We start from the raw sequence: 23370 nt of genomic DNA on the forward strand, positions 1-23370 counted from the left end.
ACAGCGGCCCCCCTGCCGGCCATCTCCCCCACGAGGGGGGAGATTGGCTGCCCCCTCAATCCCCGCATACCCTAAAAGGCGTCCCCGTGTCCCACTCCGCGAAGGGCACGACCTGGCCTTCGACAGACACGATACTGTTCACCTTGCTGTCATCATCCTGCGTCTGCATACTTTTGCCCTTGCCGGTCAGCACGTCGTAGTCGCAGCTGCTGTAGACGACAACGGACTGGTATTTGTAATGGTCATAGGCAACGCCGGCGACGACGAAGGCCTCGTTGCGCCAGGCGATGGTCAGCGTCATGTCGGTCCGCTCGCCGGGGCCGATCAGCCCCGGCAGATAGATCTTGATCGAGCCGTTGGGCAGCAAGGTCAACTCCGGTTCGATGCCGGAGCCCTCATAATGCGGCTGGTCGTAGTCGTTCCATTCGCCGTAGACCTGCTCATGCACGACGCCGGCGGGTTTCAGAAAATTGTACTTTTTGTCCCTCAGGAAGAAATGCATGTCCATGGTATCGTCTTCGGGCTCGGTCTCGACGATCATCGCCAGATCGGCGGCGCCGTCCCCATTGAAGTCGCCGGTCAGCGCGGTGATGATCTTCTGGGTTTCGATGGGTTCGGCGAGCGCCGAGGCCGGCAGCAGAAGGATGAGGCCGAGTAACATCGATCGCATGGCATTTCCCCCGAATTGCAGTCTGCCTTGCCCGGCTCGACCAGCCGGGAAACTGCCATGAGCGCCGGCTTGGGCGCAAGCCGGCTCGCAATAGGCTAGGGGGTATCGACGCCGCTGACGGAAACTGGCATCGACAGCCGATACAGCCGGCCCGGCAACAACGAGGTGATGATGGCGCCGTTCAAGGTCGATCCCGACAAGGTTCATGAATTCCCCGATCCCGACAGTTTTTACGCCTGGCTGCGCGAAAATCATGCCGGCGAGAGCGAGGTCTGGATCAAGGTCCACAAGGTCGGCTCGGGCCTCGCCTCGATCACGCCGAAGCAGGCCATCGACGTGGCGCTGTGCTTCGGCTGGATCGACGCCATACGCAAGCCGCTCGACGACAAGAGCTTTCTGCAGCGCTACACGCCGCGCGGCAAGAAGAGCATCTGGAGCAAGATCAACATCGACAATGTCGCCCGCCTGGTCGAGGAGGGCCGCATGACCGAACACGGGCTGAAACAGGTCGAGGCGGCCAAGGCCGACGGCCGCTGGGACCGCGCCTATGCCTCAGGCAAGGACATGAAGATCCCTGACGATCTGCAGGCCGCCATCGACGCCGAGCCGAAGGCGAAGGAGATGCTGGCAAAGCTTTCCGCCCAGAACCGGTTCGCGCTGGCGTTTCGAACGCACAACATGAAGACGGAGGCGGGGCGCAGGAAGAAGATCGAGGCTTTTGTCGAGATGCTGAAGCGCGGCGAGCCGATCTATCCGCAGAAGCGGTGAGGCGACGGCAAGCGGCTGCCATGGGCGCGCGCAGCTAAAAACCCGCGTGTGAGGTTCTGGCCTCCCTTTCTTGGACATAACCTATTGTTTTTAGGGTATTTTCCACTCGGCGTGTGGGTGATAGCTGCGATAGTGGAAAAAACATAGCAACATATTGTTAATTAAGAGTTTTCCACTATGTTAACTTGATCTTGGCTTAAGAGTGGAAAACGATGCTGAGAGAGTTGAGCGGCGAGCAGCGGCGCCAACTCATAGATACGCAACAGGTCTACGAGGCCTGGCAGCGTGCTGATGACCAGCGCCAAAGGCGCTTTGCAGGCAGCATGCGCTGGGTTGAGCGCAGCGGTGCTGAATACCTGCTGCGGAAGGTCCGGCAGGTCGAGAATTCACTCGGGCCGAAAAGCAGCCAGACGGAGAAGGCGTTCGCTGCGTTTTCCGAGGGCAGGGTGCAGAACAAGGATCTGCTGGCAGGTCTGGCCGATCGCCTGAACGGCCTGGCGAAAGTCAATGTGGCAATGGGGTTGGGCAGGGTACCGGCCATCGCCGCACGGATATTGCGGCGGTGCGCCGAAACAGACCTGCTGGGCAAGCAGTTGCTGGTTGTCGGCACGAATGCGCTGTTCGCTTACGAGGCTCTGGCGGGCGTCCAGATCACCAGCGGTCTCACGGCAACCGGCGACATCGACCTGCTCTTCGATTCGCGACGTCGCATCAGCTTCGTGACCGGCGAGAGGGTAAGCCAGTCCGGCCTGATAGGCGTGTTGCGTAAAGTGGACAGGTCCTTCAAGCCGCTCCAGCCCCGGGCCTTCAGGGCAGCGAACCGTGATGGCTATCTGGTCGACCTGATCCGTCCGCAGGCAAGACATGTCCTCAAGGACAACGCCACTACCTCGATTACACAGCATGCCGACGATCTCGACAGCGCACCCATGGAGGGGCTGCAATGGCTCATCAACGCCCCGAAGGTGGAGGCTGTGGCGATCGATGAGCGTGGCTATCCCGTAAGCATGCCGACGGTCGACCCTCGAATGTTCGCTCTGCACAAGGCTTGGCTGGCCACGCTGCCTGATCGGTCTGCGGTCAAGGCAATGAGAGATCGTGAACAGGCGGAAGCGGCTGCACGCATTGCCACCGCCTATCTTGCCCTTCCGCTGGACAGCGAACATCTCAAAAGGCCTCCGGCGGCATTGCGAGACGCCGCGGCCGCAACGCTGTCCCTTCCTGGCCCGAGCGGCTTTTCCGAAGACCTTCCAATTGAGCCGGACTGGTAGCGCCCACACGCCATGCTACGAAAATAGCATTCTCCCCTTGCGAAATGTGATGCTACGGTTCCCGGCGCACCCAGGGCGGAGGGGTTGCCAAGAGGAGAAGTGGCGGGCGCTGGCCCGGATTTCAGCGAGTACCGGACGGAGCTGTTGAACCATTGCAAGGCCGCCGCGTTTTCCAGCGTCGGCCACAAGGGAGGAACCACCTGTGAAAGCATCCTATCTCGTCTCAGCCGCGCTGCTTGCGGCGACTGCGATGCCGGCGGCGGCCGGCGAAATTTCCGACGGCAAGGTCAAGATCGGCATCCTCAACGACCAGTCGGGCGTCTATGCCGATTTCGGCGGCAAATGGTCGGTCGAGGCCGCCAGGATGGCGGTCGAGGATTTTGGCGGCAAGGTGCAGGGCGCGCCAATCGAGATCGTCAACGCCGATCACCAGAACAAGCCCGACATTGCCTCCAACATTGCGCGCCAGTGGTACGACACCGAGCAGGTCGACGCGATCATGGAACTGACGACATCCTCGGTGGCGCTCGCCGTCCAGGGGTTGTCCAAGGAAAAGAAGAAGATCGACATCGTCACCGGAGCGGCATCGGCCGACCTGACCGGCAAGCAATGCTCGCCCTACGGTTTCCACTGGGCTTACGATACCCACTCGCAGGCGGTCGGCACCGGCGGCGCGCTGGTGCAGCAGGGCGGCGACAGCTGGTATTTCATCACCGTCGACTATGCCTTCGGCTATTCGCTGAAGGAGCAGACCTCAAAGGTTGTTGAGGCAAGCGGCGGCAAAGTGCTGGGCGAGGTGCGTTACCCCTTGGGATCGACGGATTATTCCTCCTTCCTGCTGCAGGCGCAGTCCTCCGGCGCCAAGGTTATCGGCCTTGCCAATGCCGGCCTCGACACCTCCAATACCATCAAGCAGGCGGCCGAGTTCGGCATCGTCGCCGGCGGCCAGCGGCTGGCAGCACTTCTGTTCACGCTTGCCGAGGTGCACGGCCTCGGCCTGCAGGCGGCGCAGGGCGTGGTGCTCACCGAAGGGTTTTACTGGGACCGCGACGACAAGAGCCGCGACTTCGCCGGGCGCTTCTTCAAGCGCACCAACCGCATGCCCAACATGATCCAGGCCGGCACCTATTCGGCGGTGCTGCAATATCTCAAGGCCATCGACAAGGCCGGCACCGACGAAACCGAGGCGGTCGCCAAGCAACTCCATGAAATGCCCGTCGACGACATCATCAACGCCAACGGCAAGGTACAGGCCGACGGCTCGATGGTGCACGACATGTATCTCTATCAGGTCAAAAAGCCCGAGGAGTCGAAGAAGGACTGGGACTACTACACCTACCTTGCGACCATTCCGGGCGACAAGGCCTTCATCAAGGCTGAAGACAGCGGCTGCCCGCTCGTCACCAAGTGACGCTGGCGCAAGCCGTGGCCGTCCAGCCGGACGGTGCCGAAATCAAGCCGCGGGTGGTGCTCTCCGCCCGCGGCCTGCGGCGCGATTTTGCCGGTTTCGTCGCCGTCAACAATGTCGACCTCGACGTCCATCACGGCCAGATCCATGCACTGATCGGGCCGAACGGCGCCGGCAAGACGACGATCTTCAACCTCTTGACCAAGTTCCTGCAGCCGAGCAGCGGCAGGATCGAACTGTTGGGCAACGACATCACCCGCACCGCGCCGGCCAGGGTGGCGCGCATGGGTCTCGTCCGCTCGTTCCAGATATCGGCGATCTTTCCGCATCTGAGCGTGCTCGACAATGTCCGCGTCGCCTTGCAGCGGCCGAGCGGGCTCGGCTTCCAGTTCTGGCGCTCGCTGGCCGCGCTTGACCAACTGACTCCACGGGCGCGCGAACTGCTTGCCGTCGTCGGTCTCGACGATGTCGCGCATCGTCCGGCCGGCGATCTCTCCTATGGCCGAAAGCGCGTGCTCGAGATCGCCACCACGCTGGCGCTCGACCCGAAAGTGCTGCTGCTCGACGAGCCGATGGCCGGCATGGGGCACGAGGATGTCGGCGTCATTTCCGGCATCATCCGCTCGCTGGCAACGGACCGCGCCGTGCTGATGGTCGAGCACAATCTCACCGTCGTCGCCGACCTCTGCGACTGGATCACCGTCATGCAGCGCGGCCAGGTGCTCGCCGCCGGCGACTACGCGACGGTGAGCAAGGACGAGCGCGTCAGGATCGCTTACATGGGGACCGAGCAGGGGGACCGAGCATGAGTGAGCCGCTGCTTGCCGTGCGCGATCTCCATGCCTGGTATGGCGAGGGCCATGCGCTGCATGGCGTCAACCTCGACGTTTTTCGCGGTGAGACCGTGACGCTGCTCGGCCGCAACGGCGTCGGCAAGACCACAACGCTGCGCGCCATCATGGGGCTGGTCCGCAAGCGCAGCGGCAGCGTCGCCTTCGACGGCAGCGACCTGATGCGCCTGCCGCTGCATCGTGTTGCCCATCGCGGCATCGGCTTCGTGCCGGAGGAACGCGGCATCTTCGCCACGCTCACCGTCGACGAGAACCTGATCCTGCCGCCGGTGGTGGCCAAGGGCGGCATGAGCGTCGACGAGATCTTCGATCTCTTTCCCAACCTCAAGGAGCGCCGCAACAGCCCCGGCACCAAACTCTCCGGCGGCGAACAGCAGATGCTGGCCATCGCCCGCATCCTGCGGACGGGCGTGCAGATGCTGCTGCTCGACGAGCCGACCGAGGGCCTGGCGCCGGTCATCGTCCAGCGCATCGGCGAACTGCTGGCGACCTTGAAAAAGCGCGGCATGACCATCCTGCTCGTCGAGCAGAATTTCCGCTTCGCCGCCCGCATCGCCGACCGCTTCTACCTGATGGAGCACGGCAAGGTGGTGGAGGGTTTTGCCGTAAGCGAGCTTGCCGCTCACACGCAACAGCTGCACGAGGTGTTGGGGGTATGATGACGACAGCCCACGGCAGTACCCCCACCCCGCTGCTGCGCAGCGACCCTCCCCATAAGGGGGAGGGTGGAGGGCCACCGCCCTACCTCCCCCTTGTGGGGAGGTCGGACCGAAGGTCCGGGTGGGGGTACGTGCGCACAGACGCATCCCCCTTGCAACACCATCGGTGACGCCATGACCATGATCTTCGGCATCCCCGTCCAGGCCTTGCTCGGCCAGATGCTGGTCGGGCTGATCAACGGCTCCTTCTACGCCATGCTGAGCCTCGGCCTGGCCGTCATCTTCGGCCTGCTGCGGATCATCAATTTCGCCCATGGCGCACTCTATATGCTCGGCGCCTTCATCGGTTACCTGCTGCTCGTCCATCTCGGCATCGGCTACTGGCCGGCGCTGCTCCTGGTTCCGCTCATCGTCGGCGTCTTCGGCATGGCGGTCGAGCGCGTGGCGCTGTCGCGGCTCTACCGCCTGGATCCGCTCTACGGGCTGCTGTTCACCTTCGGACTGGCGCTGGTCATCGAAGGCGTGTTCCGTTTCTACTACGGCGTGTCGGGCAACCCTTATGCCGTTCCGGCGCAGCTTGCCGGCGGCACCAATCTCGGCTTCATGTTCCTGCCCAACTATCGCGGCTGGGTGGTGGTGGCCTCGCTCATTATCTGCATCGGCACCTGGCTCCTGATCGAAAAGACCAGGCTCGGCTCCTATCTGCGCGCCGCGACCGAAAATCCCGAGCTGGTGCAGGCCTTCGGCGTCAACGTGCCGCTGCTGCTGACGCTCACCTATGGGCTCGGCGCGGCGCTCGCCGGCCTTGCCGGTATTCTCGCCGCGCCCGTCTACCAGGTCAGTCCGCTGATGGGCTCCGATATCATCATCGTCGTCTTTGCCGTCGTCGTGGTCGGCGGCATGGGTTCGATCCTCGGGGCCATCGTCACCGGCTACATGCTCGGCCTCGCCGAGGGCCTGACCAAGGTGTTCTATCCCGAGGCGTCGAACCTCGTCGTCTTCGTCATCATGGCGGTCGTGCTGCTCCTGCGCCCCGCCGGCCTGTTCGGAAGGGACGCCTGAGATGAGCGAGGCAACCCTTCACCAACAGCGCACCGCCGCCTCCGTGCGGCTGGAGCGGGTATTGCTGGCATTGGCCATACTGGCGCTGATAGCCGCGCCCTTCTTCGTCTATCCGATCTTCCTGATGAAGATGCTGTGCTTCGCGCTGTTTGCCTGCGCCTTCAACCTGCTGCTCGGCTACACCGGGCTGTTGTCGTTCGGCCACGCCACCTTCTACGGCGCCGCCGCCTATTTCTGCGCCTACGCCGTCAAGGCATGGGGCTGGCCGCCCGAGGCCGGCATCCTGCTCGGCACCGCCGGAGCGGCCGTGCTCGGCCTGGTCATGGGCTTCCTCGCCATCCGCCGGCAAGGCATCTATTTCTCGATGATCACGCTGGCGCTGGCGCAGATGTTTTATTTCTTCTGCGTCCAGGCGCCGTTCACCGAAGGCGAGGACGGCATACAGGGCGTGCCGCGCGGGCATCTGTTCGGCATCGTCGATCTCAACGTCACGCTCAACATGTATTTCGTCGTGCTTGCCGTCTTCCTCATCGGCGTCTTCGCCGTCTGGCGCATCGTCAACTCGCCCTTCGGCATGATCCTGCGTTCGATCCGCGAGAACGAGAACCGCGCCATCTCGCTGGGCTATTCGGTCGGCCGCTACAAGCTCGCCGCCTTCGTCATGTCGGCAGCCCTTGCTGGGCTTGCCGGCGCCACCAAGGCGATCGTCTTCCAGTTCGCGACGCTGACCGACGTCACCTGGCAGATGTCGGGCGAGGTGATCCTGATGACACTGCTCGGCGGCATCGGCACCATGGTCGGTCCTGTAGTCGGCGCCGGCCTGGTAGTCGGGCTGGAAAACACCCTCGCCACCTCCGGCTTCCCGGTGACCATCGCCACCGGCCTGATCTTCATGATCTGCGTGCTGGTCTTTCGCCGCGGCATCGTCGGCGAGATTTACGCGCGCTGGCTGGCGCCGGCCAACGGCGAGGAGGGCCGCGATCAATAGGTGATGGTCACCACCACCGTGTCGGTGTAGACGCCGGCCGAGGGCGTCGTCTGCGGCGGCACGCGGCCATAGACGGTGAGCGCCTGGGCCGTACCGGTTCCGGTGCCGGCCACCGTGCTTCCCGGCGTTCCGGCATCACCCCAGGGCTGCGCGCGCGCAATGTCCTTGTAGAGGCCGTAGGTGACCCGCTCGCCGCCCTTCGACATTTTGCGATTGGTCGGCGTGCCGCCTGTCGTGCCGCCATTCAGGGAGACCGTATAGGCGGTCGACGGCGTGCAGGTGACCGAGACCTGGCCGGTGGCATCGGCATTGGCGTCGAGCACGCCCTTGGAGCCGAAATCGATGTTCTGGGTGGCGACCAGGCAGTTTGCCGCGACCGTGGCGTTGATGGTGAAGGTCGGACTGGTGCCCAAGTTGCCCGCGCCGGTGTTGCAGCTGCTGCTCAACAGGGTTGTCCGGGAGCGGAACTCGAGTTGCCCGCCCGAAAATGTCGACAGATAAGTGCCCGGCGGAACGGTCGCCTGGCCGCCGGGAACCCGGCCATAGAGCGTCAGGGTGTCGATTGAGTTGCCGAAGAGATTGGGGCTCAGCAGCAGCGGTGGCGGGCGCGAGGCATAGGCCCAGTTATAGGTGCCCCAGACAACGCTCATTGCGGGGTCCGAATAGAGTTGATAGTTGAGGCTGTTGACGCCGCTCGCCATCTGCCGGGCCGCCGCCGAGGTTGCACCGCCGGTGCCGGCGGCAATATGCGGACAGACCAGGACGGGCAGCAGCAATGGCAAACTGCCGCTGCAAGTCGCGGTGAAGGTGGCTGTCGATGTCGCCGCGGTGCCCGACAGCGTGTCGATGAGGCCGAAATTCAAACTGGTGACGGTGTAACTGCAGCTCTGCGCCCGGGCGAGCGACGGGAGCAGCACCAGCAGCAGGGCGATGATTACGGCGCGCAGCATTTTTCCTCCAGCTCTCATTGGCACACCACGTTCCCGATCACCACTTGCCGGCCGCGCGCCGCCTCGAAGGGAAACTCTGCCCGGCATGAACCGCCGTCAGCGCGCTCGACCTGCACTGAATTCTGCTTGCCGAGGCCCTTGATGTAGGCCTGCCCGTCATAGCCGACGACAAAGTCTTCAGTGCCGCCATCGACGCGTCCCGAGAGTCCGGCTTCGAGTGGCGTTCCGCTCGAGTCGACCAGCGTCACCAGCGCGGCCTGCGCCGCCTCGGACACGCCGAACTTCAGCACGACGCCGTTGCGGTCGGCTGGGACGACGGTCTCCTTGGTAGCCGGGACATCCGCGTCGACTGGTAGATTCTTCGGGTCGATGGAGACCGTGTTCAGCTCATAGGAGTTGAGCCCGGTGACCAGGATGCGGCCTTTGCTGTCGGTCCTGCCTACCGGCCGGTTCTGATGCAAGACCTCGACATCAGGCGTGCCGACATCGACGACGGCAAAGGCATCGTCGATGCGGTTGGTGGCGAACACCCCGCCGCCTGCGACCGCAATGGCGCCGTCCATCTGGCCGGTCACGCGAAAGTCCTTGTCGAATTGCTGGGCGCCGGCCTCGAAACGCGCAAACGGCGCGCGGTAGCTGACAGCTGCCGAACGATTGGGGACCTCGCCCTCCGAGGTGCGCAGCCGCCAGCCGATGCTGCCGTCCTCGGCCCGCTCCGATTTGGCGAGGTCGGCAGTGACATTGAGGCCGTCAGGGCCTTGCTCGACGCCTGTCGACGCCGAGATGTCGTCGTTGAACGGGATCGAAATCCCGGCGAACACGCCATAGCTGCTGTCGTCGTCGAGATCGGCGAAGGCGGTGGCATAGAGCGTGCTGCGCTTGAAGATCGCCTGGCTGTAGGACAGGCCGACGATCTGGCTGTTTTCGCCCTCGGCGCTCTTCAAATGCGTATAGGACAGGTTGAGGCTGGAGAAATCGATCGGCATCGGCACGCTGAGCGTCACCTGGTCGACCGCGCGCGGCACGCCGGCGCTGAAACGGGTGAAGTCGTCGGGGTCGAGAACCGGCTCCGCCGTCATCGAGGCGATGTCTTCATAGCCGCCAAAGGCCCGCTGCATGTGGGCGTTGATCGCCCAGCCGTCATAGCCGAATTCGACACTGGCATCGACCAGCGAGCCGGTGCGCCGGTCATGATGGCTGCCGGCGACCGCCAGCGAAGCCGCGCCATATGCCCCGAGCGGGAAGGCAGCACCTATGCCGCCATTGATCAGATCGGCGCCGCCCTCGGCATGGGCTTCCAATGTCAGCCGGTCGGTCACGCCGTAACGCGCGCTGGCGACCCCTATGACGCGGCCGTCATAATCGTCGGAGGAGATGCCGAAATTGCGCCGCGCCATCCCTGCCTCGACGGAAAAGTCGAGCAGTCCCTGGCGCAGCAGCATGCTGGAGGCATAGAACGGCAAGGTGGCCGTGGTCTCGCGGCCGAGGCTGTCGCGCAGCACCACCTGCGCCTGTCCGGCGCCCGTGAACACCGGCAGATTGGTGACCTGGAACGGCCCGGGCTGGATGTCGCCGGAATAGGTGCGCACGTTCTGCGTATAGACCTCGAGCGTCGACGGCACCGCCGCCGTGCCGCCGAAGGAGGGCAGCGGCAGCGTCACCAGGTCCGATCGCAGGTGGAAGTTGCGTTGCGCCTGGATGCCGCCGAGATAGACCGGACGCGTCCACGACAATCCACCGGAGATGAAGTCGCCGGCGCGGTAGGTCATCAGCCGGTCGGGGTCGGAATAGCTCCATGTCGTGTTGAGCCGCGTGAAGCCGCCCAGCCTGCCGTCGGAATAGCCGGCGATGAAGGATTGGCTGAGCGTTCCATAGGGGCTGAACACGCGCGCATCGAAGCCGCCGGAAACGCCCTGGAACAGCTCGACGTCCTTGTCGAACAATGTGTTGGAGCTGGCAAACAGCGAATAGTTGAGAACCGCGCCCAAGCCCGATTGCGGCGCCGGCCGGTCCTGCAAGCGCAAGCCGAGATCCACCATGCGCGCCTCGCGGCTGTCATTGGCGGCGGTGACGTAGAGGCGCTGGGCTACCTCATCGATCCGAAACGAAACGTCGGCCAACTGGTCGAGCCTGACCAGGCCGCCGGCGTCGGCTATGTCCTCCGGCGGTTTCAGGCCGACCTCCTTCAGCTCTTGGGGCGCCGCCGCCAGCCCACCATCCGGCATCTCGATAAAATTGCCGACCAGCTTGGTCGAAACGTCGTTGATGAACACCTCGAGATAGAGGCTGCGGCCCGCTGGCAAAACGGAAGCCGGCTGTTCGAGGTTCGTCACGGCCGGAAATTCCTGCGAACGCACCGCCAAGCAGGGTGTGAAAGTCGCAACCGCGACGATGACAGCGACGCTACTTGCCCTTGACGGCAACGTTGGCATCGAAGGGTCCAAGATCGCTCTGTGCCTTCAAAAGCACGGAGCCCGCTGACAGTGATTTGCCGCTGCCGATCGGCCACTGCATGGTCGCGCCGCCCAGCACATAACCGACGAGCCCGTTTCGGTTGCCGAGCTTTTTGCCGTTCTGGGTCAGGGATAGGTTGGACAAGCGGAGACGACTTTCACCGGTATTGCTGGCTGTCAGCACAAGACTGCCGCCCTTGCGCGAAACACTCCAGGCGACTGCCGGCGCGGCGGCATCGGCGTCGCGGAAAAACACCGGGACCGAATAGCGCAGCGCGAGCGCGACCGTACCGGCCTTCTTGCGCGACGGGTCGGGTAACTCGTCGACGATGACGCGGTAGCTTTCCTCGGCCCGCACCGGCGCCTTGCTGACGCGCACGACGCGAACCACATATTGGGCATTGGGTCCGAGTTTGGTCGATGGTGGGCTGGCGACCACGTCCGTGGTCGGCGTCAGCGTTTCGATGCCGCCGGCCTGGCTCCATGCGAAGACCCGGATCTGCACATTGATCGGCCGCTTGGCGTCATCGTTGCTGAGGTTGAGAACCGCCGAGGCGTCGGGCGAGATCAGCTCGAGACCTGTCGGCGCCACCCTGAGCGAAGCGGCTTGTGAGAGACCGGCGCACAGCAACAGAACAGCCGTGGCTCCGATGCATGAAAGCATGGATCGCATGATCGTCCTCGTGTTGGTATCGATTGTCAGTACGTTATGGTGATCGCAACGGTGTCGGTGTAGAGGCCCGCCGCCGGTGTCGTCTGTGGTGGAACACGCCCGTAGACCGTCAGCGGCTGAATGGCGCCGTTGCCGGTTCCGCCGACCGTGTCGGTGGGGATCGTGGTGCCCCAAAGCTGCGTCCGGGTGCTTTCCCTGTAGATGGTGTAGTCGATCGTCGCCGACGCCGGCCCGGTCATCTTGCGAACAGCAACCGTTGCGCCCGCGCCCGCTCCGGCGCTCAGACCAACATTGTAGGACTTGCCGGTCGTGCATTGCACGTTGATGGTGCTGGTCTGGTCGACATTCGCATCAATGACACCGTGCGAGCCGAAATCGAGATCGCTCGCCGTCTGCACCTTGCATTCGTCGGTAATCGTGATGCGGACATTCATGCTGCCCGTCGCGGTCGCGGCGATCGCGGGCAGGATGGGAAGCAGCGATGCTCCCGCCAGCAGCGCATATTTCAGCAATCTCATGCGTGTTCCTCCGTCGGGCAGACCGTTCCTCGCAACACAGTCTTGACCCGGATTTCACTCCTACAGCTCCTCCGTTGCATGCTTCGCAAGACATCAACGATACAGTAATGTCAGAAGCGAACTGTGCAATGATTATTACAACTTAGATTCGGATTACGACAGCGAATAACTTCGCTATGTATTAGATAATTTTGGTTAATATTTGGTTAACAGAGATGAAGTAGACATTTTTCCGAAGTGAAAGTTCGTCTGTCGAGAATTTATTTTGCTTCTCGTGCCGAAAAGGCGAAAATATCTGGCAAATCATCTTGATTTTGTAGAGTCTCACCTGTCATCGTTTATTATCGATATTTCGCGGCGTGCACCGGCGCCAAGCAGCCATCGCCATAGCCGCGCCCGTAGCTGTTCGTGCCTGTCAAGCCTTGCGATCGTGCTGACAGGGCCGCATTCGCCAAAACCGTGTTCCGCCCGGCCCAAGCATGGCCGTCCCGGCTGAGATAAATCCACCGCCGTCGGATCGCGGCGAAACACATGCGAGTCGTTCTTGCCACGCTGGCCCGGATTTCCTTCGGCGGCGCATCGGCCGGACGGGAGATGCGCCTGTTGTCCCTTGGAGCCATGATCCACGGCCGGCAGCCGCGCGGACCGGCTGCCAGACGTCAGAAAAGGAAGAACGATGAAGAAGACCTATGAAAAGCCACAGCCCGAAAAGCGCCAGAAGCTGTCGCGTGTGACCGCTGTCGCCGGCCCATCAGTGACCAGTGAGAGCTGACGCCGTCGACCGGCATCGAACCACCAGCGGACAAGGAGAGCAGTCATGGATCAGCATGCGAACCCGTCACCCGGCTTCAGGCGCAATCCCGGCAAGGTGATCACCGTCGAGCCCTTCAACGGGCGTGTCGTCGTGTTTGCAAGCGGCAACATCATCGCTTCCTCGGCAAAAGCCAAAATGGTGACCGAGCCGCCCCATCCCTTCTCCTTCTACATCCCGTTCGAGGACATCGACTTCCGCAAGCTTAGGAAGACGGAGCGGTCGACGCTGTGCCCCTACAAGGGTGACGCCAGCTACTGGAACGTGCTGCCGGCGGGCGAAACCGGCAACGACGCGATGTGGGCCTATGAGCAGCCCTTCGACGAGATGGCCGAGATTCGCGCCCACGGCGCCTTCTATCCCGACCGGGTCACCATCGACGCCACGCCGCGCTAGCGCGTCATGCCTGTCGCCCAAAAGTGCCCAGCGTTTTTGGAGCCGACGACAGGCATGAACAGAGGAATTTTTCAGATCAGCCAAAGCTGTCCTCACCCGGAGGCGCAGCGGTTTTGCGGCAACGGCATGCCGAAACGAAGACAAAAGGTCATGGACGAAAAGCAGAGAGCAATTCTCGACGAAATCCCGCGCCTGCGCCGCTATGCGCGCTCGCTGCTGCGCGACCGCGATTCCGCCGACGATCTCGTCCAGGACTGCCTGGAGCGGGCGCTGCTGCGGCTGGACAACTGGCATACGGGAGAGAGCCCGCGAAAATGGCTGTTCACGATCATGCATCATCTGTTCATTGACCAGATGCGCAAGGTGAACCGGCGTGGCGAGGCCTCGATGCTGCCGCTGGAGGCCGGCGAGGTGCAGGCCTCTCCCGCCGACCAGCTGGAGAACGTCGCCGCGCGCGAGATCATCGACGCGCTGCAGGCGATCAGCCCGGACCGCCGTGCCGCGCTGACCATGGTCGCCATCGAGGGCTTCTCCTATGCCGAGGCCGCCGAGATGCTCGGCGTGCCGGCCGGCACGCTGATGTCGCGCATCGCGCGCGGCCGTGAGGAACTGCGCGGCCTGCTCGAGGACAATGCGCGCCGCCGCGCGATAGGGATCGTCGAACCCGGGCCGGGCCGGGCGGCTCCAATCAGGGCGCCCATGGCATGAGGAACCCCGATCGCTTGATGGCGCAACACGGCAGGATACGATCCGATTGCAGGCTTTGCGCCCCGTACGGGCACGCATCCGGTAACGGTTTCTTGTCTGCTTTCGTGCATAATGGCGGAGATGGGGTGGACGAAACCAGGGCATGGCTGAAGAGAAAAAACGCAACGGTGAGTTCTGGGCGCTGGCGCTCGAATGCGCTCATCTCGGCGTATGGGACTGGGATATTTTGAGCGGCGACTGCTTCTATTCGCCGACCTGGTCGCACATGCTCGGCTATGAGGATGGCGAGCTTGCCGACACCAGCGATCTCTGGCTGAAGCTGACGCATCCCGACGACCGCGAGCGGGCGCTGGCCAGCGGCGAGCGCCACATTGCCGGCCAGACCGCATCGATCGAGACCGAGCTGCGCCTCAAGCACAAGGACGGTCACTGGATATGGGTGCTGGACCGCGGCGGCACAGTCGAGCGCGACGAGACAGGCAAGCCGGTCAGGCTGATGGGCGTCCAGACCGACATCAGCCGGCAGAAAGAGGCCGAAGCTGAACTGGAGCGTGTCAATGTGCGCTTTCGCCTGGCTTTGGCGGCCAGCGGCACCGGCATCTGGCATCACGATATCGACGCCAACAAGAGCTACTGGGACGCGCGCACCAGGGAGATCTTCGGCCTCGTCGCCGACACCGACGAGGTGGCGGCCGACCTCTGGCACTCCTATCTGCACCCCGACGACAAGGACACCACCGAGCGCGCCCATCTGTCGCCGCTTGCGACCGATGAAGTCGTTGCCTCGCAATACCGCCTCATCCGGCGAGATGGCGAAATCCGTCATGTCGAATCGCTGGTGCGCTTCATCGCTGCCCCTGACTCTGCCGGCCAGATTCTCGGCACCGTGCGCGACATCAGCGAGGACAAGAAGCGCGAACGCGAACTCGCCTACGCCGCGCACCACGATGCGCTGACCGGCCTGTTTAACCGCGCCGCCTTCGACCGGCTGCTGGCCGAACACATCGCCATGAAGCGGCTTCTGCCGCTGGCGGTGTTCTATGTCGATCTCGACTACTTCAAGGCGCTCAACGACTTTGCCGGCCACGCCGCCGGCGACCTGGCGCTGAAGGGCGTCGCCGCCGGCATATTGGGTTGCCTGCCGTCAACGGCGCGCGCCGCGCGCCTCGGCGGCGACGAGTTCGCGCTGCTGGTGCCGAATTGCAAGCCTGCCGAGGCCGAGGCGCTGGCCGGCGCCATCCTTGCGGCGGTCCGTGACGCCGACCTCGGACTGCCGGCGACCTCGCGAAAACTCGCGGCCAGCATCGGCATCGCCTTCGTCGAGGACACCACCACCACGGTTGCCGATGCGTTGGCCTGCGCCGACGACGCCTGCTATGCGGCCAAGGCGGCCGGGCGCAATCGCTTCGCGGTGTTTTCGGCCGATGCGGCGTCGGGCTCCGGCGGCCTCAACGCGGCGCGTGTCGCCGCCGACACGGTCGACGCCATGGATGACGGGCGGCTGAAACTGTTCGGCCAGGAAATCCATCTGCTCGGCCAGCCCTGGCAGGAGAGCCGCCATGTCGAGGTGCTGGCGCGGCTTGCCGGGCGCAATGGCAAGCTGATCCCGCCCAACGAATTCATTCCGGTCGCCGAGCGCTTCGGCATTGCCTCGCGGCTGGACCGCTGGATCATCAGGACAGCGCTTTCGCAGCATGGCCAGGCGATGCGCTCAGGCGCCATCATGCTCGGCTTCAACCTGTCGGCGCAGACGCTGAGCGATCCGCTGCTATGGGATTTCGTCGACGCCGTCATCGCCGAGACCGGGGCGCCGCATTCCGGCATCGGCTTCGAGATCACCGAGACCGCGGCCGTCACCAATTTCGACGCCGCCGAGCAGTTCGTGCGCAAGGCGCGCGAGCGGCAATGCCGCGTCAGCCTCGACGATTTCGGCGCCGGCATGAGCTCGTTCGAATATTTGCGGCGCTTTCCGGTCGATCAGATCAAGATCGACGGCTCGTTCATCGAGAACATCGCGGAAAGCCGTTTCGACCGCGAGATCGTCTCGGCCATAGCGGGCATCGCCAAAAGTCTCGGCTGCGCGGTGGTGGCCGAAAAGATCGAACAGCAGGAAGCGCTCGACATTTTGCGCGGCATGGGCGTGGCCTATGGCCAGGGTTTTCTGCTTCACCGGCCGGAGCCGCTCGAGGCGATCGTCGCGCGGGCCGGCGAACAGTCACCATCCAGCGGACAGTCGCCGGAAAAGCGCTTCGGCTGACGGCTCTCATCGCCTCGGGCTCGCGCGACTTGTCCGGCTAACCGGCGTCGGCCTTTTCCTGCTTTCGCTGCGCCGCCTCTTTCTTGCGGCGCAACACCTCATCTGTACCGACAAGGTCCTTCGAGCCGCCGGAAATGGCGGTCGAGACGACGGCGGGCGGATCGCTGGCCGGAAAACTGTCTTCGAGGCCTGATTGCAACTGCTCCTCGAGCGTCTGCGGGTTCTCGGAGCGGCCTTCGGCGCGGCGCTCGCCAACGGCTTCGACATCGCTCTTGGTGTCGGGGTGAGCGCGGGCTTCCGATATCGTCGACACCACCAGCTCGATGGCGAACTCTTTCATCGCCTCGGCTTGCGGCCCATCGACATCGGAGTCTTCGATCAGGCGGATGAGCGACTTTTCCAGGGCGCCCAGCTCCTTGACGCCCTGACACCGCGCCAGACGCTTGGTGAGCCAACCGATCAGCGCCGGGGCAAAGGTCGAATAGGCAAGCCTGCGTGTGTCGTCGACCTGCTCGGGATGAAGCTTTTGCAAGGACATAGATGCCTCCAGTCAATCAGCCGTGCAGCTTCTGCCGCTGGCCCCTCCTTAGGAAACAGAGGGGAGGGCAAGAGGTTCCATACAGTCCTCGACAGGGTCGACGAGTTCAACTCCACAGCGACGCCATGGTCAGCGACGCTTCGAATATCTGCTCCCTGTTCTCGTTCAGCATCTTGACGGTGATCCGCCGGTGGTCGCCCTCCGGTATCTCGTCGCGCGCCACATCGTGCAATATGCGCAGCGCTTCGGCTCCCGCACGCTCCCGGCTGGGAAAAAGCTGCCCCTCTTCATCAATCTGGGTCTCGGCGTTGTACAAGTCGAAGTAGAACCGTTCCATGTGTGCAAGGATCCCTGCGTGAGAACGCTAAGGCGCATCGCGGTTGAAAGGACGCAGGCGACGCGCTTCAGGTCTGTGTTTTTATGCATGTCGTTGTCTCAAAATCGGGGCCATTTTTGAGCGACATGGATTAAATCCCAACCCGCACCCATGGTTCCATGCGACTGTGTCCTGAGCAGATTTCCTGCCAGGAGCCGTCGCCGTGCCGGCCGATTGCAACCGCACCCGATCTCCGGCGTTTGGCTAGGCCACGAATGTCCACGAAATCTCGGACTGGATCCTCGATGCTAGAACCGCTTTATCTCAACCTTGGCCAGCATGACGCTTTGTCCGAGCAGGAAAAGGGGCTGCTGGCCGCCGCCATGACCATCGAGATGGATTTTGCCACCGGTCAGGACATCGTTTCCGAGGGATCGAGGCCAGGCTACAGCACGCTCATCATCGAGGGTCTGGCGGCGCGCTACAAGGTGCTGGAGGATGGCGGCCGCCAGTTCACCTCGTTGCAGGTGCCCGGCGATTTTGTCGATTTGCACGCCTTCCTGCTCAAGACAATGGACCATGGCATTATAGCTTTGTCGCCATGCCGGGTGATCGCCGCCGACCACAGTCGGCTAAGGACGATCACCGAACAGGCGCCTCATCTGAGCCGCTTGCTGTGGCTGGACACGCTCGTCGATGGCGCCATTCACCGGGAATGGATCGTGGCCATGGGCCGGCGGTCCAAGACCTCGCACCTGGCGCATCTTGTGTGCGAGCTGTTCGTGCGGCTCCAAGTGGTCAAGCAGACCAACGGCATGAGTTTCCGGCTTCCTCTGTCGCAGGCGGAACTGGCCGATGTGCTTGGGCTTTCGGTGGTCCACATGAACCGGGTCATCGGCGCGTTGCGCAAGATCGGTGTGATCGGCTGGGCAAATTACATGGTGACCATTCTGGACTGGCAGCAGCTGGTGGAAATCGCCGAGTTCGACCCGACTTATCTCAGCATGAACCGCGAGCCGAGATAGGCTATCCGGCGTTCGCCATGACATCGCAGGCAATCCGTCAGCCGGTCTTTCAACGATGCCCATCCAGCGACGCCAATTCGTCGAGCATGGCAAGGGCGGCACTTGGCTTGGCCGGCTTCAGCAAGCCCTGTTGGGCGGCGGCATTCTGGAAAGCGGCAAAGGCGATGTCCGGGCGGCAAATGCCGTTCAACGCGTCGTCCACCAGCCTGTCGGCCGCCTTGTAGGCCGCCGTCTGCTTGTTCTTCCATGTTCCGCCTAGCGCCCTCCTGGCGTCGGCGATCGACGACACCGTCATCGCGCTGCCGTCCACGAATCTGATCGTCAGGGGCAGAAAACGGCTCATGCGCTCACCATCCAAACCATTCGCGCCTCGCCCGGATCGATCTCATCACTTGCCTCCTTGAAAACGGGATCGCCATAAACGAGGAAATCACAAACTGGTTGCAGCCCGGCGAGCTACATGTTGCTTGCCGGCCAGATCGGCCGATGCGGACGATAAGGCGGCCGCGGCGCCGGCTTCAACGGGATGTCGGCGAGCGAGTTGCGGATCGGCCTGAACAGTATCGGCGAAGACGCGGCGCGGCGGTGCAATACCGCGGCCGACAGTTTGGCAATCAGACTTCGAACGTCCATGGGACACCTCGAGCGCGTTGAGAGTCCCCCCATGGCGATCACCTACCACCTCACCCCCACCATCCGCATTTAACTTTGATATAGGCCGGACGAATACGCGCCGCGCGCAATGTCTGCCGCCACCTTTGCTGGTCACCCGTCCGACAAGCAGGCGGCGATGTCTCGCAATTCGGCGCCAAGAACCCTGATGAAGCGCCCGGCCCAGCCGGAGGAGATCGCGCCCGCCTATGCGTTCCTGGCCGCAATGTTCAAGCTACATCACCGGCGAGAGTCTGCCGATCGTCGGCGGCTATTGAGCGGCGTCGCCAGACTGGCGGTCACGCATCCCAGCAGCGACGTCGCAGACGCTGCTGCAACCGGATGAATTTTCGTGCATTCTTGTGCATGGCCACAATGCTTCGAACCGACACGCCGGCAAAATGCTGCTCCTATTGCGGTTCGCGAGAGCATGACTACGAGGATTGTCCGAAGCGCAAAGCAGAGGCGGAGCGGCAGTGGGAAGGCCAGGCAAAGCCCGGCGCCGAATCCGAGGCGACGGCCGAAGCCTAGCTGGGCTCGAACAGCTCGATCACGTTGCCGGACGGGTCTTCACAAAGAATCTGTCGCCCGCCCGGACCTTCGACGATCTCGTTGCGGAACCCCACGCCGGCCTCTCGCATCTCAGTCACGACTGCCGGCAATTGCTCGACTTCGAGCACAAAGCGGTTCCATCCGCCCGGCTCGGGTGTCCGGCCGTCCGGCATCGGCCTGGCTGCCGACGCCAGGGGGCCGGCGAGCCAGAGCGAAAGGTCGCCGCGCGTCAGGATGGCCATCGCCGGACCGAATTGCTGCTTCAGCGCGAAGCCCAGATGGCTCGTATAAAACGCGATGGACAGATCGACATCGCGGACCAGATATCGGACGGACACCATTCGCAGGCTCCCTCACAAAGGCCCCTCCCGAGAGATAGCTGGCGGGACAAGTCGGGGCAAGCCCGCGCGCACGCTTCGGGCGCCTACGGTGCGATTGCGTGGTCGGCCTGTCTCTCTCTCACGAAGGCCGTCAGCAACTCCATTCCCGCCGGCCAGTCGCCCAGCCCGCTATTGCTGTTGATGTGACCAAGCGGCCCGGCGATGTGCAGTTCGCTGCCCCATTGTGCGGCTTTCTCACGGGCATAACCGTTCGGATCATAGGGATCGTCGGTGCTGGCCACGATCAGCGAGGGGAAGCGAAGCGGCCCGCGCGGCGTATCGGCGAAGGGAATTCCGTAAGAGGGATAGACCGGCGAGGCCGGGTCGGGAACCGCAACCAGAAACGCCCCGCCGATCCGACGGCTCGACACCGCCTGCCAATGCGCGACCAGCAGGCAGCTGAGACTGTGGGCGACGAGCACCGGCGGGGTCATTGCGTGTGACACCGCGACGTCCAGCGCCGCCACCCAGTCGTCGAAATCCGGCAGCTCCCAGCTTGCCGGGCTGAAGCGGCGCATCGCCGGGTCGGCCTGCTGCCAGCGTGTCTGCCAGTGGGTCTCGCCCGATCCGCCGCTGCCCGGCAGAATGATGAAGTCGGTCATAGAAAATCCTGTTTCTTCGCCGCAGATGATGCCCCAATCCTAGGGCTTCTCCTTGTTCGCGGAATGAGAGATCATCGGAAAGCGACGAAGAATTCCGATGGATTGAAGGTGTTCATGGCAAACGGCGATTACCGGCCACGGCTCGACCCCACCGACATGGCAATCATCGAGATCATGCAGGAGGACGGCCGCATCGGCATTTCCGAACTCGGCCGCCGCGTCGGCCTGTCCCAGCCCGCGACGTCGGAGCGGGTGAAGCGGCTGGAGGAGCGCGGCATCATCGCCGGCTACCGGGCCGCGATCGATCCCACCGCCCTCGGTCTCGGCACCATGGCCATGATCCGCCTGCGCACCACGCATGAGCACATCCAGACCTGCCTGAAGAAATTCGCGGCCATGCCGGAAGTGGTTGAGGTGCTGCGGGTGACCGGCGAGGATTGTTTTCTGGTCAAGGTCGTCGTCCCGTCGCCGCCCGACCTCGAAAGCATCGTCGACGCCATCGGCCGCTACGGCGCGGTGACGACCAATGTGGTGCTGCGCGCCGAGCCGCCGAAGCGGTTGGGGCGGGAGCTGATGGCGAAGCTCTGAGCGGGCGGCAATCAGGCTTGCCCGCAAGCGGCGGCCTTATCAGAAGTTCTGCTTCGCCGGGAAAGAATTTTGCGGGACGATGTCGGATCGGCGGCGTCGCGCCCGTCCTTGGGGCGAAACCCCTAGCAAATCTTGGAGGACATCATGGAAACCGTTCGATCGCCGTGGCAGACTGCGGCCCTTCTCATCGCCCGCCTGACCCTGGCCGCCATGTTCGCGATGGGGGCAGCCCTCAAGTTTACGGACATGGGCATGACTGCCGGCTACATCGCCGCCGCCGGCTTCCCGTTCCCGCTGTTTCTGGCCTGGTGCGCCGCGATCCTCGAAACGCTGCTGGTGATCGCCTTGCTGACCGGAGCATTCTTCACGCCGGCTGCCCTGGTCGCCGCCGTCTATGTGGTCTTCCTCGGCTTTGCCTTCCACGGTCCGTCGCACTGGACCGGCAACCAGGCCGAGGTCGGCGCCTTCATGTCCCATTTCCCGTTCGCCGCCGGCTTGTTGTTCGCCGCCGTGCATGGACCGGGCAGCGTGCTGGCCTCGAAACTCGGCCGAGGGTGAGGCCCCGCGTCGGCAGACCGCCTCACATCTGGTCGTTGTAGGGTTCCTTCATCTGGCCGACCATGCGGGCCAGTTTCGAGAAGGACGGCATGTCCGCCTCCGGCTGGCATTGATTGGCCAGTTCAAGCAGTCGGATTGGAAAGTTGACGGCGTCGCGGTTGGACTCCGACATGCCGTCGGACCGCTCCTCGCCGGTTTCGATGGCCTCGGCCTTGCGCAGTGCGATGTCGATATCCTCGACCGTGAGCAGGCCCTTGCGCACCAGCACCTGATTGATCGAGGCGACGGCCATCAGCAGGCCTTCGAGTTGCAGATTGGCGACGTTCATGGCTGTTGCTCCCATTTGGCTCACGCTCAACGCATGAGCCGCTGTTACGATCCGGACGGGGATGCAAGCGATAGGCGTCGGCCGATGGCCTGCGCTACTCTTCCATCCAGCGGCGGCCATATTCGGCCCACAGCGCCTTGACCTCCCGGTTGCCGAGGCGCGGGGCCGAGCCGTCGCCATAGGCGATCGAAACGCCGCTGATGTCGTAATGGGGATGGGCGTCGATGACGAAGCGGATCGCCTCGCCGAGCGGCCTTCTGCCGATGACCGGATCGGCCTGGCCTTGGCCGACGCTGCGAACGCCCGAAACAGTGGCTGGCGCTTGCCGCATCCTGAACACGGATGCCATGGCTGGTTTGTCCATCCCGCTCTCCCCCGAGTTGGAGTGGAATGATTCCATAAGAGCCAGCTAATGACCAGTCGCTAGACGGCCTGTCGAAAGCTGCGTCTTGTATCCTGCAGCCCGTTGAAGGACTGTTCAGGCCAGCGGATCCGCCGCCGGCGGCCTGGCGGGAAGGCCGAGCCTTGTCCGCTCGCCGTCGGCAAACTCCTCGGCCGCTTCCTGGGCCATGAACAGATGCTGGGTCACCGTGCCATTCTCGGCAACCAGCACCGCCCATTGGCGGCGGTCGACACGTTCCACGCGAACGTCATTGGGCTCTCCGGCCACCACGATCGTCCTCCAGCAGGCGTACGGCACGGAGGGGGCGTGCCTTTACGCCTTGGTCTTGCTCTTGGCCGGCGCCTTGGCGGCCGGGGCCTCGGGTGTCCTGATGCCGAGCCCGAACTCCTTTGCCAGCTCCGATCGCTTGGCGGCGTAGCTGGGCGCCGTCATCGGATAGTCACCGGGCAGGTCCCATTTGGCGCGATAGGCTTCCGGCGTCATGCCATGGGCGGAGCCGAGATGACGCCGCAGCGACCTGAACTTCTTGCCATCCTCGAGGCAGTAAATGAAATTCGGCGTTACCGAGCGCTTGCGGTTGACCGCGGGCTCAGGCGCAGGTTGCGGCGGAGCAACGGGATTGTCCACGGCCGCGAGCGCTGCATTGACGCTCTCGATCAACGCCGGCAGGCTATCCGGAGGCACTGAATTGTTGCGCACGAATGCCGCGACGATGTCGGCGGTCAGATTTATATTTCGGATTTTGTCCTCAGACATGGCTTCTTTTGCCCCCTTGATGCCAAAGGGCAAATTATCAGACAACATCCGCCGACGGCATGGCACTTTAGAACATATGCATATGACTTGACGCCGGATGTGGTAGCGCTAGCATCGCCGAGTCTCCGATCGATGTCGATGTAGGAATTATTTCCTGACATATCTTGACCGGTGAGGGCAGCTATGCTATAATTTTTTCATGGTGCTGATTTGCGCCAGCAACCCGCCGC

Annotated in this window: 29 protein-coding genes and 1 pseudogene; 15 read left to right on the plus strand and 15 right to left on the minus strand. The window is 63.4% G+C overall.

All coding sequences use genetic code 11. From position 1 onward, the window contains the following. Nucleotides 1–55: 55 nt before the first annotated feature. Nucleotides 56–670 (minus strand): hypothetical protein, encoded by a 615-nt coding sequence (locus tag ACYG9V_RS14380; protein ID WP_023715162.1) that lies wholly within the window; start codon nucleotides 668–670, stop codon nucleotides 56–58. Nucleotides 671–841: 171 nt separating this feature from the next. Here ACYG9V_RS14380 and ACYG9V_RS14385 point away from each other — a divergent pair, with 171 nt between their 5' ends. The 7 genes from ACYG9V_RS14385 (at nucleotide 842) to ACYG9V_RS14415 (ending at nucleotide 7677) form a co-directional block, all read left to right on the plus strand. Beyond that, nucleotides 842–1438 carry a YdeI/OmpD-associated family protein gene (locus tag ACYG9V_RS14385; protein WP_023743926.1) on the plus strand — a complete coding sequence of 199 codons (597 nt, stop codon included), beginning with the start codon at nucleotides 842–844 and terminating at the stop codon, nucleotides 1436–1438. 212 nt (nucleotides 1439–1650) lie between these two features. Further along, entirely contained in the window at nucleotides 1651–2709 is a 1059-nt protein-coding gene (locus ACYG9V_RS14390) for a nucleotidyltransferase domain-containing protein (RefSeq protein WP_352764036.1), read from the plus strand. Between the two features lie 202 nt (nucleotides 2710–2911). Beyond that, nucleotides 2912–4120: an ABC transporter substrate-binding protein gene (locus ACYG9V_RS14395; protein ID WP_023689847.1), complete on the plus strand. Its 1209-nt coding sequence runs from the start codon at nucleotides 2912–2914 to the stop codon at nucleotides 4118–4120. Between the two features lie 14 nt (nucleotides 4121–4134). Next, the gene (locus ACYG9V_RS14400; RefSeq protein ID WP_286456597.1) at nucleotides 4135–4926 is read left to right on the plus strand and encodes an ABC transporter ATP-binding protein; all 792 of its coding nucleotides are present in this window, start codon (nucleotides 4135–4137) and stop codon (nucleotides 4924–4926) included. Next, on the plus strand, nucleotides 4923–5627 hold the full coding sequence (locus ACYG9V_RS14405) for an ABC transporter ATP-binding protein (protein ID WP_023671422.1): 705 nt from the start codon (nucleotides 4923–4925) through the stop codon (nucleotides 5625–5627). The genes ACYG9V_RS14400 and ACYG9V_RS14405 overlap by 4 nt, the downstream gene beginning before the upstream one ends. Before the next feature lie 174 nt (nucleotides 5628–5801). Beyond that, a complete protein-coding gene (locus ACYG9V_RS14410; protein WP_023671423.1) occupies nucleotides 5802–6689 on the plus strand; it encodes a branched-chain amino acid ABC transporter permease in 888 nt (295 codons plus the stop codon). Nucleotide 6690: 1 nt separating this feature from the next. Next, nucleotides 6691–7677, plus strand: coding sequence for a branched-chain amino acid ABC transporter permease (locus ACYG9V_RS14415; protein WP_023689850.1), 987 nt, complete (start codon nucleotides 6691–6693; stop codon nucleotides 7675–7677). On the opposite strand, the gene ACYG9V_RS14420 is transcribed toward ACYG9V_RS14415, so the two are convergent. Genes ACYG9V_RS14420 through ACYG9V_RS14435 form a run of 4 tightly spaced genes read right to left on the minus strand, consistent with a single transcriptional unit; the run spans nucleotide 7671 to nucleotide 12271 of the window. Beyond that, nucleotides 7671–8627, minus strand: coding sequence for a Csu type fimbrial protein (locus ACYG9V_RS14420; protein WP_023689851.1), 957 nt, complete (start codon nucleotides 8625–8627; stop codon nucleotides 7671–7673). The two genes, ACYG9V_RS14415 and ACYG9V_RS14420, sit on opposite strands and share 7 nt — an antisense overlap. A 14-nt stretch (nucleotides 8628–8641) precedes the next feature. Next, nucleotides 8642–11059, minus strand: a complete 2418-nt coding sequence (locus ACYG9V_RS14425; protein ID WP_352764037.1) for a fimbria/pilus outer membrane usher protein — start codon at nucleotides 11057–11059, stop codon at nucleotides 8642–8644. Beyond that, nucleotides 11031–11753, minus strand: coding sequence for a fimbrial biogenesis chaperone (locus tag ACYG9V_RS14430; RefSeq protein ID WP_352764038.1), 723 nt, complete (start codon nucleotides 11751–11753; stop codon nucleotides 11031–11033). Before ACYG9V_RS14430 ends, ACYG9V_RS14425 begins: the two co-directional genes overlap by 29 nt. Before the next feature lie 26 nt (nucleotides 11754–11779). Beyond that, nucleotides 11780–12271 carry a Csu type fimbrial protein gene (locus ACYG9V_RS14435; protein ID WP_023685937.1) on the minus strand — a complete coding sequence of 164 codons (492 nt, stop codon included), beginning with the start codon at nucleotides 12269–12271 and terminating at the stop codon, nucleotides 11780–11782. A gap of 817 nt (nucleotides 12272–13088) precedes the next feature. Between ACYG9V_RS14435 and ACYG9V_RS14440 the strand changes: the two genes are divergently transcribed. The 3 genes from ACYG9V_RS14440 (at nucleotide 13089) to ACYG9V_RS14450 (ending at nucleotide 16443) form a co-directional block, all read left to right on the plus strand. Next, nucleotides 13089–13478 (plus strand): DUF427 domain-containing protein, encoded by a 390-nt coding sequence (locus ACYG9V_RS14440; RefSeq protein WP_352764039.1) that lies wholly within the window; start codon nucleotides 13089–13091, stop codon nucleotides 13476–13478. Nucleotides 13479–13628: 150 nt separating this feature from the next. After that, on the plus strand, nucleotides 13629–14186 hold the full coding sequence (locus ACYG9V_RS14445) for an RNA polymerase sigma factor (protein ID WP_352764041.1): 558 nt from the start codon (nucleotides 13629–13631) through the stop codon (nucleotides 14184–14186). 142 nt (nucleotides 14187–14328) lie between these two features. Then, nucleotides 14329–16443 carry an EAL domain-containing protein gene (locus ACYG9V_RS14450; protein ID WP_352764043.1) on the plus strand — a complete coding sequence of 705 codons (2115 nt, stop codon included), beginning with the start codon at nucleotides 14329–14331 and terminating at the stop codon, nucleotides 16441–16443. A gap of 37 nt (nucleotides 16444–16480) precedes the next feature. Here ACYG9V_RS14450 and ACYG9V_RS14455 read toward each other — a convergent pair whose 3' ends face one another. Together ACYG9V_RS14455 and ACYG9V_RS14460 are read right to left on the minus strand one after the other, a co-directional pair. Beyond that, entirely contained in the window at nucleotides 16481–16981 is a 501-nt protein-coding gene (locus ACYG9V_RS14455; protein ID WP_023753171.1) for a hypothetical protein, read from the minus strand. 106 nt (nucleotides 16982–17087) lie between these two features. Continuing rightward, on the minus strand, nucleotides 17088–17318 hold the full coding sequence (locus ACYG9V_RS14460; protein WP_023671435.1) for a DUF6894 family protein: 231 nt from the start codon (nucleotides 17316–17318) through the stop codon (nucleotides 17088–17090). A 284-nt stretch (nucleotides 17319–17602) separates the two neighbouring features. Here ACYG9V_RS14460 and ACYG9V_RS14465 point away from each other — a divergent pair, with 284 nt between their 5' ends. After that, nucleotides 17603–18322, plus strand: coding sequence for a Crp/Fnr family transcriptional regulator (locus tag ACYG9V_RS14465; protein WP_023671436.1), 720 nt, complete (start codon nucleotides 17603–17605; stop codon nucleotides 18320–18322). Between the two features lie 49 nt (nucleotides 18323–18371). Here ACYG9V_RS14465 and ACYG9V_RS14470 read toward each other — a convergent pair whose 3' ends face one another. Further along, a complete protein-coding gene (locus tag ACYG9V_RS14470) occupies nucleotides 18372–18665 on the minus strand; it encodes a DUF982 domain-containing protein (RefSeq protein ID WP_023685943.1) in 294 nt (97 codons plus the stop codon). Between the two features lie 113 nt (nucleotides 18666–18778). Then, a complete protein-coding gene (locus ACYG9V_RS14475; RefSeq protein WP_352764045.1) occupies nucleotides 18779–18955 on the minus strand; it encodes a hypothetical protein in 177 nt (58 codons plus the stop codon). Nucleotides 18956–19108: 153 nt separating this feature from the next. Here ACYG9V_RS14475 and ACYG9V_RS14480 point away from each other — a divergent pair. Together ACYG9V_RS14480 and ACYG9V_RS14485 are read left to right on the plus strand one after the other, a co-directional pair. Next, a pseudogene (locus ACYG9V_RS14480) lies at nucleotides 19109–19251 on the plus strand (SDR family oxidoreductase); the annotation flags it as partial. Between the two features lie 88 nt (nucleotides 19252–19339). After that, nucleotides 19340–19504: a hypothetical protein gene (locus ACYG9V_RS14485; protein WP_023671439.1), complete on the plus strand. Its 165-nt coding sequence runs from the start codon at nucleotides 19340–19342 to the stop codon at nucleotides 19502–19504. Here the strand turns inward: ACYG9V_RS14485 and ACYG9V_RS14490 are convergent. Together ACYG9V_RS14490 and ACYG9V_RS14495 are read right to left on the minus strand one after the other, a co-directional pair. Next, a complete protein-coding gene (locus tag ACYG9V_RS14490; RefSeq protein WP_352463040.1) occupies nucleotides 19501–19866 on the minus strand; it encodes a VOC family protein in 366 nt (121 codons plus the stop codon). The two genes, ACYG9V_RS14485 and ACYG9V_RS14490, sit on opposite strands and share 4 nt — an antisense overlap. A gap of 83 nt (nucleotides 19867–19949) precedes the next feature. Then, on the minus strand, nucleotides 19950–20507 hold the full coding sequence (locus ACYG9V_RS14495) for an RBBP9/YdeN family alpha/beta hydrolase (RefSeq protein WP_352764047.1): 558 nt from the start codon (nucleotides 20505–20507) through the stop codon (nucleotides 19950–19952). A gap of 114 nt (nucleotides 20508–20621) precedes the next feature. Between ACYG9V_RS14495 and ACYG9V_RS14500 the strand changes: the two genes are divergently transcribed. Both ACYG9V_RS14500 and ACYG9V_RS14505 read left to right on the plus strand, forming a co-directional pair. After that, on the plus strand, nucleotides 20622–21095 hold the full coding sequence (locus tag ACYG9V_RS14500; protein WP_023693744.1) for an Lrp/AsnC family transcriptional regulator: 474 nt from the start codon (nucleotides 20622–20624) through the stop codon (nucleotides 21093–21095). A gap of 144 nt (nucleotides 21096–21239) precedes the next feature. Further along, on the plus strand, nucleotides 21240–21653 hold the full coding sequence (locus ACYG9V_RS14505; protein WP_352764049.1) for a DoxX family protein: 414 nt from the start codon (nucleotides 21240–21242) through the stop codon (nucleotides 21651–21653). 22 nt (nucleotides 21654–21675) lie between these two features. On the opposite strand, the gene ACYG9V_RS14510 is transcribed toward ACYG9V_RS14505, so the two are convergent. The 4 genes from ACYG9V_RS14510 to ACYG9V_RS14525 all read right to left on the minus strand — a co-directional run bounded on the left by ACYG9V_RS14510 (nucleotide 21676) and on the right by ACYG9V_RS14525 (nucleotide 23140). After that, nucleotides 21676–21981 carry a hypothetical protein gene (locus ACYG9V_RS14510; protein ID WP_023671444.1) on the minus strand — a complete coding sequence of 102 codons (306 nt, stop codon included), beginning with the start codon at nucleotides 21979–21981 and terminating at the stop codon, nucleotides 21676–21678. A gap of 94 nt (nucleotides 21982–22075) precedes the next feature. After that, on the minus strand, nucleotides 22076–22345 hold the full coding sequence (locus tag ACYG9V_RS14515) for a hypothetical protein (RefSeq protein WP_352747888.1): 270 nt from the start codon (nucleotides 22343–22345) through the stop codon (nucleotides 22076–22078). A gap of 114 nt (nucleotides 22346–22459) precedes the next feature. Then, nucleotides 22460–22654 (minus strand): hypothetical protein, encoded by a 195-nt coding sequence (locus tag ACYG9V_RS14520; protein WP_023689866.1) that lies wholly within the window; start codon nucleotides 22652–22654, stop codon nucleotides 22460–22462. A gap of 42 nt (nucleotides 22655–22696) precedes the next feature. Then, nucleotides 22697–23140, minus strand: a complete 444-nt coding sequence (locus ACYG9V_RS14525; protein WP_023671447.1) for a Ros/MucR family transcriptional regulator — start codon at nucleotides 23138–23140, stop codon at nucleotides 22697–22699. Between the last annotated feature and the right edge of the window lie 230 nt (nucleotides 23141–23370).

It is taken from the genome of Mesorhizobium sp. W016 (assembly GCF_054719485.1).